8 protein-coding genes are annotated in these 12992 nt (G+C 69.9%); 5 read left to right on the forward strand and 3 right to left on the reverse strand.

Annotated features, from left to right (window positions below; all coding sequences use genetic code 11):
- Positions 1-234: 234 nt before the first annotated feature.
- The 4 genes from EV137_RS31760 to EV137_RS31775 all read left to right on the forward strand — a co-directional run bounded on the left by EV137_RS31760 (position 235) and on the right by EV137_RS31775 (position 7812).
- Complete coding sequence (locus EV137_RS31760; RefSeq protein ID WP_134012448.1) at positions 235-3204, forward strand: type 2 lanthipeptide synthetase LanM family protein; 2970 nt, start codon at positions 235-237, stop codon at positions 3202-3204.
- 13 nt (positions 3205-3217) lie between these two features.
- Positions 3218-3427: a hypothetical protein gene (locus EV137_RS31765; RefSeq protein ID WP_134012446.1), complete on the forward strand. Its 210-nt coding sequence runs from the start codon at positions 3218-3220 to the stop codon at positions 3425-3427.
- Between the two features lie 126 nt (positions 3428-3553).
- The gene (locus EV137_RS31770; RefSeq protein ID WP_134131807.1) at positions 3554-6478 is read left to right on the forward strand and encodes an ATP-binding protein; all 2925 of its coding nucleotides are present in this window, start codon (positions 3554-3556) and stop codon (positions 6476-6478) included.
- Between the two features lie 104 nt (positions 6479-6582).
- A complete protein-coding gene (locus EV137_RS31775) occupies positions 6583-7812 on the forward strand; it encodes an ROK family transcriptional regulator (RefSeq protein ID WP_238175675.1) in 1230 nt (409 codons plus the stop codon).
- On the opposite strand, the gene EV137_RS40830 is transcribed toward EV137_RS31775, so the two are convergent.
- From EV137_RS40830 to EV137_RS31785, 3 genes are all read right to left on the reverse strand, one after another.
- Positions 7805-7981 (reverse strand): hypothetical protein, encoded by a 177-nt coding sequence (locus EV137_RS40830; RefSeq protein WP_166680062.1) that lies wholly within the window; start codon positions 7979-7981, stop codon positions 7805-7807. The genes EV137_RS31775 and EV137_RS40830 overlap by 8 nt on opposite strands.
- Before the next feature lie 104 nt (positions 7982-8085).
- Entirely contained in the window at positions 8086-8835 is a 750-nt protein-coding gene (locus tag EV137_RS31780; RefSeq protein ID WP_134131808.1) for an alpha/beta fold hydrolase, read from the reverse strand.
- Positions 8832-9506: a DUF998 domain-containing protein gene (locus tag EV137_RS31785; protein ID WP_134012439.1), complete on the reverse strand. Its 675-nt coding sequence runs from the start codon at positions 9504-9506 to the stop codon at positions 8832-8834. Before EV137_RS31785 ends, EV137_RS31780 begins: the two co-directional genes overlap by 4 nt.
- A 109-nt stretch (positions 9507-9615) precedes the next feature.
- Between EV137_RS31785 and lysX the strand changes: the two genes are divergently transcribed.
- Positions 9616-12972 (forward strand): bifunctional lysylphosphatidylglycerol synthetase/lysine--tRNA ligase LysX, encoded by a 3357-nt coding sequence (gene lysX / locus EV137_RS31790; RefSeq protein ID WP_134131809.1) that lies wholly within the window; start codon positions 9616-9618, stop codon positions 12970-12972.
- Positions 12973-12992 lie beyond the last annotated feature (20 nt).

Here is a 12992-nt window from a genome sequence, read left to right on the forward strand (position 1 = left end):
GATCCACATGGGGGTTCGGCCCCCAACTTCCGCGCCGCCTGCCCCCATCCGCACGGCGGGTTTCCGCAGGGTGAATTTGGGTGTTCGGGGCTCTTGTTCCGGCAGGTACCGCGCAGGCATCGTTCCGGTCTACCCGCCTGCTGCCACCACAGGCCGTCGAGGTGCTGATTACAGCGAAAATATGGGGGCCGACTACCCATGCCCGGGCCCAGGGGGCGGTGGCAGCCTGAGCGCGTGCTCAACTCCGCGATCCGCACCGGCCAGCCAGACATCTGGTGGTCCGCGGGCCTGCGGCCGCACGAGCTGACCCACGCGCGCACCCGGTCCGCACCGGCCTGGGCCGCGTACGTGGAACGCAGTACTTCCCTCCCACCGAGCGCGCCTGCCGCCGGTCGAGACCCTGCAGGGACCGGTGTTCCCGGCGGCCACACTTCAGGTGGGGCGGCCGCGACAGCGGATGGGTCCGGCACGGACTGGCGGCAGGCGCTCATGCATTGTCTGGCACCCCTGCTGGACTCGGCCCGCCAGGACCTGGCCGCGGCCGGCCACACCGGAGCCGTCGCCGAGGAGTTCTTGCATCGGCTCGGCCTCCGGCTGGTGAAGCTGGCCGCGCGGACGCTGGTCCTGGAGCTCGCCCGGGCCCGGGACCGCGGCGAGCTGGCCGGTGACACCCCGGCCGAACGCTTCCTGGACTTCACCCGCCGGCTCGTCGGAGGGAGCGAGCTGGCGGAGTTCCTGGCCGCCTACCCGGTACTGGCCCGGGTCCTGAGCGAGTCGTGCCGACAGGGCGTCGAGGGACACCTCGAGCTGGTGGCACGACTCGCTGAGGACCGCGAATCACTGGTCACCGGGCTGCTGGGCGGCCGGGACCCCGGTGCCGTGACCGCGATCGAGCCCAGCGGCGATCCGCACCGCGGCGGACGCTGCACCGCGATCCTCACCTTCGCGGACGGTCAGCGGGTGGTCTACAAGCCGCGGTCGCTCGAGCTGCACGGGCACTTCAACACCTTCGTGGACTGGTTGAACACGCGCTCCACGCTGGGCATCCGCACGGTCCGGCTGCTTCCCCGCGACGGCTACGGCTGGCAGGAGTACGTCGTCCACGAGCCGTGTACCGACCCGGCCGGCGTACGGCGGTTCTACCAGCGGCAGGGCGCCTTGCTGGCGTTGCTCTACGTGCTCGACGGCACGGACATGCACTTCGAGAACCTGATCGCCGCGGGCGACCAGCCCGTACTGGTGGACATCGAAACGCTGTTCCACCCCAGTCCGGTGCCGGTGTCCGCGCTGACCCTCGATCCGGCGCACCGTTCGCTCGTCGGATCGGTGTTCCGCACGGCGCTGCTGCCGCTGCTCGTGCCGGGTGAGCACGGCGTCTCGGACCTGTCCGGGCTCGGCGGGCACGCGGGCTCGGTGACACCCGCCAGTGTGGTCGACTGGGCCGACGCCGGTCTGGACTCGATGCACCTGGTACGGCGACCTGGGCAGCGGCGGAGCGCCGCCAACCGTCCGACGCTCGACGGACAGCTGATGGATCCGCGGGATCACGAAACCGCCCTGATCACCGGGTTCCAGGCCGCGTATGAGGCGATCGCCTGGCACCGTGACGAATTCTTGGGGCCGGACGGCTTGCTGGCGGCCTGTGCTGCTGACCAGATGCGATTCGTGCCCCGCAGCACCAGCCTGTACACGAGCCTGCTGGACGAGTCGACCCATCCGGACGCGCTGCGGGACGCGGCCGGCCGGAGTCAGCTGCTCGATCTGCTGTGGGACGCGGACGAGTCGCTGCAGGCGATCGTCCCCTTCGAGCTGGCCGACCTGTGGGCGGGCGACGTACCGCTGTTCACGGCTCGCCCGGACAGCCGGGACGTGTGGGCCTCCGACGGCACGCGGGTTGCCGATGTTCTCGCCACCGATGGCCTGACCGCGGTCCAGGCGAAGGTCGCGAGCCTCGGCGACATCGACGAGCACCGCCAGACGTGGCTGATCTCCGCATCGCTCGCCACCCGCCCGGAGCCGATCACGCACGCCACCACGGGCATCCGGGCACACGTGGGAGCGACCGTACCGGACCCCGACCAGCTACTGGCCGCGGCCGTGGACATCGCCGACGAGGTCATGGCGCAGGTGGTCAGCGACCCGGGCGGTGCGGCCAACTGGCTCGGCCTCGAACTGATCGACGACCATCACTGGGCTGTCCGTCAGATGGGCGCCGGCCTGTCCAACGGCTACACGGGTACGGCGCTCTTCCTCGCGCAGGTCGGCGTACTGACCGGAGCGGACAAGTACTGCGAGTTGGCCCGGGACGCGATCCGTCCGCTCCCCCAGCTGCTCGAGGCCCTGGCCTGCGACCCGGAGTCCGCAGCTCTGGTCGGCCCGGGCTTCCACGGCCTCGGGGGCATCAGCTACGGGCTCAACCGGCTGTCCGCGCTCCTCGGCGACCCCGACCTCGCCAACTGGCTGGCCGCGGCGCTGGAGCTCAGCGAACGGCTCGAAACCGATCCCACCGAATTCCCGTCGTACGCCGAAGGCGCGGCGGGTGGGCTGGCCGCGATGCAAGCAGTGCAAGGCTTTCCGGCCGCCGGCCGACTGGCCGAGCGCTACGCGAATCACCTGGTGACAACCGTCGAGAGCGGACTCCGTGGCCGAGTAGCAGCGGACCACGGCTTCGCTCGCGGCTTCCAGGGAATCGCGTGGTCGCTCGGCCAGTACGGCGTACCCGGCGACCGGTACCTGGACGCAGCTCGCACAGCGGCCGACCTGGATCGCCACAGCGGTCCGGGTGGACCTGGCTGGTGCTCTGGTGACGCGGGAACCGCTCTGGCGCGGGCCGCGACCGGAGTACCCGCGGACCTCGACGCCTACCTGAGGGCCGCAACACAACGACCGGTGCTCGCCGACCTGAGTCTGTGCCACGGCGAGCTCGGCGCGGTGGAGTCACTCGTGTGGCTCGCCGCACGTGAGTACCCAACTGCAGAGGCGGCACGGCGACGTCGTGCCGGGTTGGTGCTCGCGGCAGTACAGCAGTACGGACCGCAATGCGGGACACCCCGTGCCATACCGTCTCCAGGCCTGCTGACCGGTCTGGCAGGAATCGGTTACGGACTGCTCCGACTTGCGTTCCCCGAGAGGGTTCCGTCCGTGCTGCTGCTCGAACCAACCGCCGGGCCGCGGTGTGGCACAGCACCAGAGCCCACAGTGTGACAAGGGGAACAGCATGACCGCCCAGCACCACGATGTTCAGCACCACCATCCGGCCGACGAGCCGTCCGCGGCGCCGGACCGCACCGACCCGCTCGGCCCGATCACGTTGCCGACGCGGCACAAGGTCGGCGCCCGGGCGATGGCCCTGGTCGGAATCGTCGGCCTGAGCGCCGCGGCGGCCGCCGTCGTGGTCCCCGACGGCCTCCCGTTCGGGACGACCTAGGCCGGACGACCTGCTGGACGACACCAGCAAGCGTTCGACGCAGTGGCCGGCCGCCCCGTCCGGGAGTGGCCGGCCACCGGTCGAACTGCCTGCGGTGACAACCATCAGTCGTTACAGTTGGCAATCATGCAGACCCGTTCGCCTACGGTGGTCGGCAGAGACCGGGAGATCGATACCCTTCGCCGCCTGCTGGCCGGAGCCCGCGACGGTCACGGCGGAGCGATCTTCCTGGTCGGTGAGCCCGGCATCGGTAAGAGCCGCCTGGCCGCGACCGCCACCACGCAGGCCCTCGACGCCGGTATGACGATGCTGCGCGGACGCGTCGGCGCGATCGGGACGATGGTCGCGTTCCGCCCGTTCACCGAGGCGCTGCTTTCGTTGATCCGGCGCGGCGAGATGCCCACGACGGAGAGCCTCGGCCCGTACCGGCAGGTTCTTGGCCGGCTGGTGCCGGACTGGGACGACGGCACCGCGCACGACACCGCCGCGTCACCGGTCGTGCTCGGAGAGGCAGTGCTGCGGCTGCTCACCCTGGTGGGCCGGGACCGAGGTTGTCTGCTGGTGCTCGAGGACCTGCATGGCTCCGACCCGGAGACGCTGGCCGTGATCGAGTATCTGCTCGACAACCTGGACGAGCAACCGATCGCGCTGGTCGCGACGATGCGGTCCGAGACCTGCGCGGCGTACGAACTGGCACAGTTGTCGGCACAGCGCGGTGCGGCCGAACTGATCGAACTCCACCCACTGGACCGCGGCGAAGTGGCGGAGCTCGCCGCGGGCTGTCTGGAGGTTTCGGTCAGCGGCGTGCCCGAACAACTGGCGGATCAGTTGTGGAGCGACAGCGCCGGAATCCCTTTCATCGTTGAGGAACTGCTGCAGGAGGCGAACCGCAGCGGGCAGCTGGTGTCCGGGCCGGACGGCAGCGTGCAGGTGGTCGACAACCTGCAGACGAGCGTCCCGCCCGCGGTGGTGCGCAGCATCAGCAGCCGTACGGCGCAGCTCGGGCCGCAGTCACGGGACATCCTCGTGCTGGCGGCGGTGATCGGGCACCGGTTCCCGCTGAGCGTCGTACGCGAGGCGACGGGGACGGACGAACGTTTGCTGCTGGCAACGCTGCGGGCCGGCCTCGCCGCTCAGCTGGTCGGTCCGGACGAGCCGGCCCCGGACTGGTACGCGTTCCGGCATCCGCTGACCGCCGAATCGCTGCTGGCCGGCCTGACGCCGACCGAACGATCGGCCTTGGCCAGTCGCTGCGCGGACGCCGTCGAGGAACTGCATCCCGGTCTGCCGGGCGAGTGGTGCCCGATGGTCGCCGAGCTCGCCGAAACCGGTGGCGACAGCATTCGCGCCGGGCGGCTGTTCGCACTGGCCGGGCGCCGGTCGTTCGACGACGGCTCGACCGGGTCGGCCGCCAATCTGCTCGAGCGCGCGAACACCCTGCTCAGCGCCGATCCCGACATCGGACACCGGGCCGACGTCCTCGGTTCGCTGTTGCTCGCACTGAGCGCGACCGGCCGCTTCGAGCACATCGCCGCGCATGCCGCGACCGTCGACGAGCTGGCGGACCGCAACCTCGACAGCCGCAAGGTGGCGGCGCTGCACGTCCAGCTCGCGAACGCCGAGATGATGGCCGGCCGCTGGTCGGCCGCGCTGGCCCATGTCGCGACCGCCCGGTCCCTGCTCGGCAGCGATGCCAGTGACGCCGACCTCGCCCCGGTCGACGCGATCGCGGCGAACCTCGAGCTGGCCCGCACGAGTCCCGGCCGGCTCAAGGCCGCGACCGAGCTGGCCACCCGCGCGGCCGCCGCGGCCGAACGCGCGGACCTGCCCGAGGTGGCCTGCGAAGCCCTGCAACTGCTGGGGATCCTGGCCCGCGAGCACGACCTCGACCTGTCGATCGACTACTTCCATCGGGCCCGGCAGCTCGCCGAGGACCACGGGATGACGTACCAGCGGGTCGGCTCACACTTCTTCCAGGCAGGCACCATCGTGCTCGCGAACGGCAGCATCGTCGAACTCGAGCGGGCCCGGCAGCAGGCGCTGCGGATCGGCGCCATCCCGTTGATGTACGAGGTGGACGGCATCCTCGGCCAGCAGGCGATCCTGCGGTCCGAGTACGAGCGGGCAGCCGAGATCATCGCCGAGTGTCTCGAGGTCACCCGGCGGCTGCGGATGGGCCGGGCTGCGACCTATTTCCTGGTGATCAAGGCGATCCTGGAGGCGCACCAGGGCCGCCGGGCCGCGATGGAGGCGACCCTGACCGAGGTCGCGAACTGGGGCGGCGAGCGGGCGTCGTACGAGCTGCCGTACTCCTACGGGCTGGCCAGGACGTTCTGCGCGCTCCTGGAGGAGAACCGCGAGCTGGCCGACTCCGAGCTCGCGCAGGCGCTCGCGTACGACGCTCAGAACCCGACCACCCTCCACCTGACGGGGAAGAACGGTCTGGGGCTGCTGCTCGGCGTACTGTCCGGACGGAACGGGTGGGCGCACTTCGAGGTGGTCACCGCGACGGCCGCGAGTGGCATGCGCTGGAACAACCAGTTCGTCCAGCTCGCGCACGCCGTACTGCTCGGACGGGACGGTCAGGTGGAAGCGGCCAACGCCAAGGTGGTGGAGGCGATGGATACCGCGTCGCTGTACCCGCTGGCGCGTAACCTCGGGCTACGGCTCGTCGCTGAACCCGCTCACGCGGACGGGTGGGGTGAACCGGTCGCCTGGCTGCGGCAGGCCGAGGACTACTTCCACAATGCCGACATTCCAGCAGTCGCGAGTGCGTGTCGCAGCCTGATGCGGCAACTCGGTGCGACAGTGTCACAGCGGCGGATCGGCTCCGAGCAGGTTCCGGCGTACCTGAGGCAGCTGGGCATCACCACCCGCGAGTACGAGGTGTGCCAGCTGCTGGTGGACCGGATCGGGAACAAGTCGATCGCCTCCCGGCTGCACATCTCGCCGCGCACCGTCGAGAAGCACGTCGCCAGCCTGATGTCCAAGACGCAACAACCGGATCGGGAGGCACTGAGCAGTTTCGCCCGGACCGTGCTTCAGGACTAGGTTGTCGACTCACGCACCGATATCCGCCAGTTCGGTCGGTCAATGGACAGTATTTACGAACGCTCGCTATCTATACTGTGCGAGTGGCAGGCAAGGGGTCGGACATGAGCAAGGGAACGGTCGGCGGCGGCGGTACGACGATGCTGCGTCGGATCAACGTAGCCGCGGTCCTGGACGCGGTACGCCGCTCCGCGCCCGCACCGTTGCGCGTCGCCGAACTGGTCGAGCGCACCGGCCTGGCCAGGCCGACCGTCGCCCAGGCCGTCGACGAGCTGCTCGACGCCGGCTGGCTGCAGCAACACGGCCCCGACTCCGCGGACCGCTCGCTCGGTCGCCCGGCCATCCGCGTCTCACTGCGCGGCCGCGCCGCACCTGTGCTCGGCCTCGACGTCGGCCCGCACCGGGTCACCGTCGGCGTCTCGGACCTGGCCGGCCGCAAGCTGTCGCTGGTACGGCGCTCCGGACCCGGATGGACCGCGCAGGAGCTGCTCGGCGTCATCGGTGAGGTCATCAACGAGGCTCTTTCCGAGGCCGAGGTACCTGCCGAGGACATCGCGGCCGTCGTCGCCGCGAGCCCGGGCATCGTCGACGAGCACACCGGCCGGGTCCAGCTGGTCCCGAGTGTGCCGGGCTGGTCGGCGATCGACCTGATCAAGCACGTCCGCGGTCTGCTCGACTGCCCGGTCATGCTGGACAACGACGCCAACCTGGCCGCGCTGGCGATCGCCGCCGCGCGCGGCGGGACCGGCACGTTGCTGGCGGTGCAGTGGGGTGAGCGGCTCGGTGCGGGCATCGTCATCGACGGCCGGTTGCACCGTGGCACCGGCGCGGCCGGTGAGATCGGATTCATCGCCACCGACACGGACGACGTCATCAACCCGGAGGACAGCCGCGGCCCCCTGGAGCGTGCGGTCGGCTCGGAGGCGATCGCGGCGCTGGGTCGTCAGGCCGCACTGGACAACCCGCAGTCGCGGCTGGCCGAGCTGGGTGGAGAGCAACTGGACACCGCGGACGTGTTCGCCGCTGCGGCAGAGCGTGACCCAGTCGCGCAGGCCGTCGTACAGCAGGTCGCCCGGACGTTCGCACGCGCGTTGGCGCCGTCTGTGCTCGTGCTGGACCCCACTGCGGTGGTGATCGGAGGCGGTGTCGCCCGCGCCGGCGCCGTACTGCTGGACGCCATCTCGGACCAGCTGCGCCTCCTGACGCTCAACCACCCGAAGCTGGAGCTCTCCGCCTTGGCCGAGGACGCCGTGGTCACCGGTGCGATGCGCATGGCCCTCGACGAGGTCTGGCAACGCAAGCTGCCGACCCCGGCGATGACGAGCACTACCTAGCCACCACAGGTCCCTTCACGACCTTCGCACCGGGCGCACCACACCAGCACGTGTAGGTGAGCTCGTAGAGCACCTGTCCCGCCAGATCGACGCGGCGGTCCAGGCCCGTCACCATGCTCATCGGCAGCAGCATGCGCCGGTCGCACACCGAGCAGGTGATGACGATCATCTGCGACCTCCTGACTCATTGTGCACATTCCACTACAGAAAATTACTGCCACGACTGTTTCAGTAGAATGAGCGTAAAGCACTCCGGCCGGTGAGTGGAAGGGGTTATCGGCGGACTGCCGCGGCGATGGCGTCGGGGCGGTCGAGATGGACCAGGTGAGCGGAGTCGGACAGGACCTCGACCGTTCCGCCCAAGGTGTCGGCCAGGCGTTGCTGGCCGGCCAGCCAGCCGCTGGCGGTGAAGCGCGACGTACCGCCGGTCGCGACCAGGAGAAACGTCGGAGCGATTGCACCGACCGGACCGGCGACCAGCTTGGCCACCTCTGCGGCCAGCGCCCAGCTGCCCGCTAGCTCGTCCCAGAACAGCAGCCACGACCTGTCCCCGCCGTACCGCGCCTTGGCCGTTGCTTTCGACAACAGGTCGTGGTTCGACGTGCTGCCGAGTCGCACGATCAACCGTCGTACTGCAGGCCCCAACAGCTGCGGTACGCCGACCCGCCCGAGGAACCGCGCCACCGCGCGAACCACTCGGTCGCCGCGCTTCCCGGGATAGAACGCACGCAGCCCCGTCTCGGACGTGAGGCTGGTGTCGACCAGCACCAACCGGGTCACCTCGTGCGGCCGCGTCAGCGCCCAGCGCAGTGCAGCCAGTCCACCGATCGAGTGCCCGATCAGTCCGATCTCCGCATCGGGCCGTACGCCGACCGCCGCCCGCAACGCGTCCACGTCCGACGTGATCGGCGTACGCCACGGATCGATGACGCGAACATCCTCGTCCGGGAGCAACTCGACAAGCCGGCCGAACTCCTCCGGAGTCTCAGCCAGCCCAGGCACCAGGATCCACGTCACAGTCATCGAGATACAGCGTGCCTCAGACCTGGTAACACTGTCCCCAGCATTAAGCAGACAAGTGCGACCGAGACGCGCTGCAGGATGCCTGGAGCATCCAGTTCGTTGCCGGTGAGGACGTCGCTCCCGGTCTGGAGACCGAGCCACGTCTGCGTTACTGCGACCGCTCCGGCGAGTACGGCGACTGCCTTGCCCCACGGACCACCCCAGCCGCTCTTGCGCAGTACGAGAACCGCGAAGACGCCCATGGCGATGCTGCCGAGACCTGCGAGGGTCGAGGTCACCTCATGGAGCACCAGCGCCACCCCGACCTGGCCGTTCGCCTCTGCCGCTCGGCAGGTCGCACTGGCCGACGGTGCGCAGTCCATCGGCAAAAACGAGTCGAACAACGTGCCGAGGCCGAACACCGCCGTACTGATCAGCAGACCGGTCAGCTCCCGCTGCCTCCGCGCGGCGGGTCTGGCCAGGAGTACGGCGACCAGCAGCAACACGCCCGTGGCCAGGTCCATCCCGCGCGCGTAGAGACTCGTGGACTGGTCCCGCGCCCCCAGCTCACTCAGGAACGAACTGTGGACGTCCAGTGGAAAGCCGGCCGCTGCCTCGAGCAGCAGGCTGCAGTAGAGCACCCCTGCGGCGAGCATCAGGTTGCGGATGAGGCGGTAAGGGACGGCGGCCATACACAACACCGTGGCATGTCAACCAAAGTCTTGACTGTGGCGTCAGCTGTACTGTCGAGGTAGTGCTAGGTCGACCGAAGTCGCAGCGAACTAGTGGGATGATCGGCTGGTGCCGTCGGAACAAGCAGCAATGATCCCGGCGTGGCAGCACCGGGCCGCGGTCTGGGTGGGCCGCGTCGTCGTGCTCGCGTCGGTGTGGTCGTTCATCGCCATCCCGTTGCACGTCGGCGCGCCGAAGCTGGTCAAGCACGTCGACTTCGCGTTCGACTTCGTCGGCATCCCGGCCGGGCACACGATCTTCTCCGCCGTCTACCTCGCTGTCGTCGGCAGCGCGTTGCTGCGCGGTAAGCGAGCGGCGCTGCTCTGGGTGCTGTGGGTCTTCGAGGCGCTCTGGCTTCTCGCGCAGGTCGCCGGGATCGCGTTCACCAGCGTCCGGCTGGCGAACCCGACGGACGCGGACCTGCTCCGCGACTTCGGCCCGGCCAGCGTGCAGGACCTCGAGTGGGGCATCGTCCAGGCCGTCGTGGTCGCCGCGATCGTCGCGCTGTTGTGGACGATCCGCGGCGCCTTCCCGGCCCGGCTCGCACCCGGTAGCCGACGGCTCGCGATCGGCACGCTGGTGTTCGGCATGCTGATCTCGATCGCGGTCAGCATCACGCTGACCCAGATCTTCCCGCGCACGCTGAGCGGCCAGCGGCAGAAGATCGGCTGGGCCGTGATCGCCGCGCTCGGCCAGTCGCGCAGCAAGATGGGCGGTCACGAGGGCCACGGCTGGGTCGGCCTGACCGTCGGCGCGATCTCGGCGGCCTCGCTGGTGCTGGCGTTCTGGATCTTCCTCCGCTCGGTGCAGCGCGTCCGGTACCTCACCCAGCCCGAGGAGCTCGAGGTACGGCGGCTGCTTCTGCTGCACGGCGAGCGGGACTCGCTGGGGTACTTCGCCACCCGCCGGGACAAGGCGGTCGTGTTCGCACCGGGCAACGACGCCGCGATCGCGTACCGGGTGGTGAACGGCGTCAGCCTGGCCAGTGGCGACCCGCTCGGCGACCCGGTCGCCTGGCCCGCCGCGATCCAGCGCTGGCTCGCCGAAGCCCGCCGGTACGGCTGGTCGCCGGCGGTCCTGTCGGCGAGCGAGGAGGCGGCGCGGGCGTACGTCGACGCCGGTCTGCGCGCCCTGTCGATGGGCGACGAGGCGATCATCGACGTCGCGGACTTCACCCTCGAAGGCCGCACGATGCGACCGGTGCGCCAGGCCGTGACGCGGGTCCAGCGGGCCGGGTACCACGCCGAGGTCGTGCGGCACGGAGACCTTTCGCCGGAGACGTTGGCGCAGTACGTCCACCTTGCCGAGAAGTGGCGTGGGGCGCGGACCGAGCGCGGGTTCTCGATGGCGCTCGGACGGCTCGGCGATCCGGCCGACGCGCGCTGCGTGATGGTGATCGCGCGGGACGCCGACGGCGTCGTCCGCGGGCTGCTGTCGTTCGCCCCGTGGGGTGTCCGGGGGGTGTCGCTGGACCTGATGCGGCGCGATCCCGAGTCCGTGAACGGGTTGATGGAGTTCATGGTGACCTCGCTGATCGACGCCTCCCGCGATCTCGGCGTACACCGGATCTCGCTGAACTTCGCGATGTTCCGGGAGATCTTCAGCGACGCCGAGCGGGTCGGCGCGGGACCGGTACTGCGGCTCACGAACGCGTTGCTGACCGCGGGATCACGGTTCTGGCAGCTGGAGAGTCTGTACCAGTCGAACGAGAAGTACTTGCCGCGCTGGTCGCCGCGGTTGATGTGCTACTCGCGGGGCGCGTCGCTCGCGCAGGTGGTGCTGGCAGCCGGTACCGCGGAAGGCTTCCTGCCGGCGCCCCGGCCGTGGACCCGCGTCGACAGTGTCGAGGCGGCGGAGCGGCACGCGATCAGAGCCGCGGACGGTCGCGCGTTCGCAACCGCCGTACACGAGCAGGAAGTGGAGTTGCTGCGGCCGGCGTTGCCGACGCGCAAGCTCACCGAGCAGGAGCAGATCCGGCGTACCAAACTCGCCGAACTTGTTGCTGCAGGCATCGACCCGTATCCGGTCGAGGTGCCGCGGACGGAGACGCTGGAACGGGTCCGGGAGCAGTACCCGAACCTTCCGCCGGACCACCACACCGGGCATACGGCGTCCGTGACCGGCCGGGTGCTGCGGATGCGAAGCCACGGCGGACTCGCGTTCGCTCAGTTGCAGGACGGGCTCACGCAGCTGCAGGTGATGCTGACGGCCGAGTCCTGCGGCGACGTACCGCTGGACCAGTGGCAGCGGCTTGTCGACATCGGCGACCATGTCAGCGTCACCGGCGAGGTCGTCACGAGCCGCCGGGGTGAGCTGTCGATCGCCGCGACGTCGTGGGTGATGGCGGCGAAGTGCCTGCACCCGCTGCCCGACAAGCGGAAGGGTTTCACCGACCCCGAGGCGCGCGTCCGGCAGCGCCACCTCGACCTCGTGATGAACCCGGACTCGCTGCGGATGATGCAGCAGCGCAGTGCCGCAGTGCGGGCCCTGCGCAACGGTTTCGAGACCCGTGGGTTCATCGAGGTCGAGACGCCGATGCTGCAGGCGGTGCACGGCGGCGCGAACGCGCGGCCGTTCGTCACGCACATCAACGCCTACGACACCGAGCTGTTCCTGCGGATCGCACCGGAGCTGTTCCTGAAGCGGCTGAGCGTCGGCGGGATGGGCAAGGTCTTCGAGCTGAACCGGAACTTCCGCAACGAGGGCGCCGACGCGACCCACAACCCGGAGTTCACCTCGGTCGAGGCCTACCAGCCGTACGCCGACTACCACGTGATGCGCGAACTCACCCGGGAGCTGCTGATCGAGGCCGCGACCGCGGTCTACGGCAAGCCCGTCGTACGCCGGGACGGCGAGGAGCTCGACATCTCGGGCGACTGGCCGGTCGTCACCGTCCACGACGCGGTCGGCCAGGCGGCCGGTACGGCGATCGACTCGGAGACGCCCGCGGACCAGCTCCGGGCGTTGTGCGCGGAGCACGGCGTCCACACGACGTTCGAGATGTCGGCCGGCGAACTCGTCCTCGAGCTGTACGACGAGCTCGTCGAGCCGAAGACCATGCTGCCGACGTTCTACACCGACTTCCCGCTCGAGACGTCCCCGCTGACCCGCAACCACCGCACGAATCCACGGCTCGCCGAGCGCTGGGACCTGGTCGCGTTCGGGGCCGAGATCGGCACGGCGTACTCCGAGCTCGTCGACCCGATCGAGCAGCGCCGCCGGCTGACCGAACAGTCCCTGAAGGCCGCCGCCGGCGACCCCGAGGCGATGTCGCTGGACGAGGACTTCCTGTCGGCGCTCGAGTACGCGATGCCTCCGACCGGCGGCCTCGGCATCGGCGTCGACCGGGTCATGATGATGCTCACCGGCCAGAACATCCGCAGCACGCTGGCGTTCCCGTTCGTCCGTCCCGCACCACGGGATTGATGCTCTACCCTTACAGCTCA

This window comes from Kribbella pratensis (assembly GCF_004366075.1).
Classification (GTDB): domain Bacteria; phylum Actinomycetota; class Actinomycetes; order Propionibacteriales; family Kribbellaceae; genus Kribbella; species Kribbella pratensis.

What these genes read in the sequence shown, in the direction of transcription:
- EV137_RS31765 (WP_134012446.1), top strand. Translation starts at nt 3,218, where the DNA reads ATGACCGCCCAGCACCACGATGTTCAGCACCACCATCCGGCCGACGAG.
- EV137_RS31770 (WP_134131807.1), top strand. Translation starts at nt 3,554, where the DNA reads ATGCAGACCCGTTCGCCTACGGTGGTCGGCAGAGACCGGGAGATCGAT.
- EV137_RS31775 (WP_238175675.1), top strand. Translation starts at nt 6,583, where the DNA reads ATGAGCAAGGGAACGGTCGGCGGCGGCGGTACGACGATGCTGCGTCGG.
- EV137_RS40830 (WP_166680062.1), bottom strand. Translation starts at nt 7,981, where the DNA reads ATGATCGTCATCACCTGCTCGGTGTGCGACCGGCGCATGCTGCTGCCG.
- EV137_RS31780 (WP_134131808.1), bottom strand. Translation starts at nt 8,835, where the DNA reads ATGACTGTGACGTGGATCCTGGTGCCTGGGCTGGCTGAGACTCCGGAG.
- EV137_RS31785 (WP_134012439.1), bottom strand. Translation starts at nt 9,506, where the DNA reads ATGGCCGCCGTCCCTTACCGCCTCATCCGCAACCTGATGCTCGCCGCA.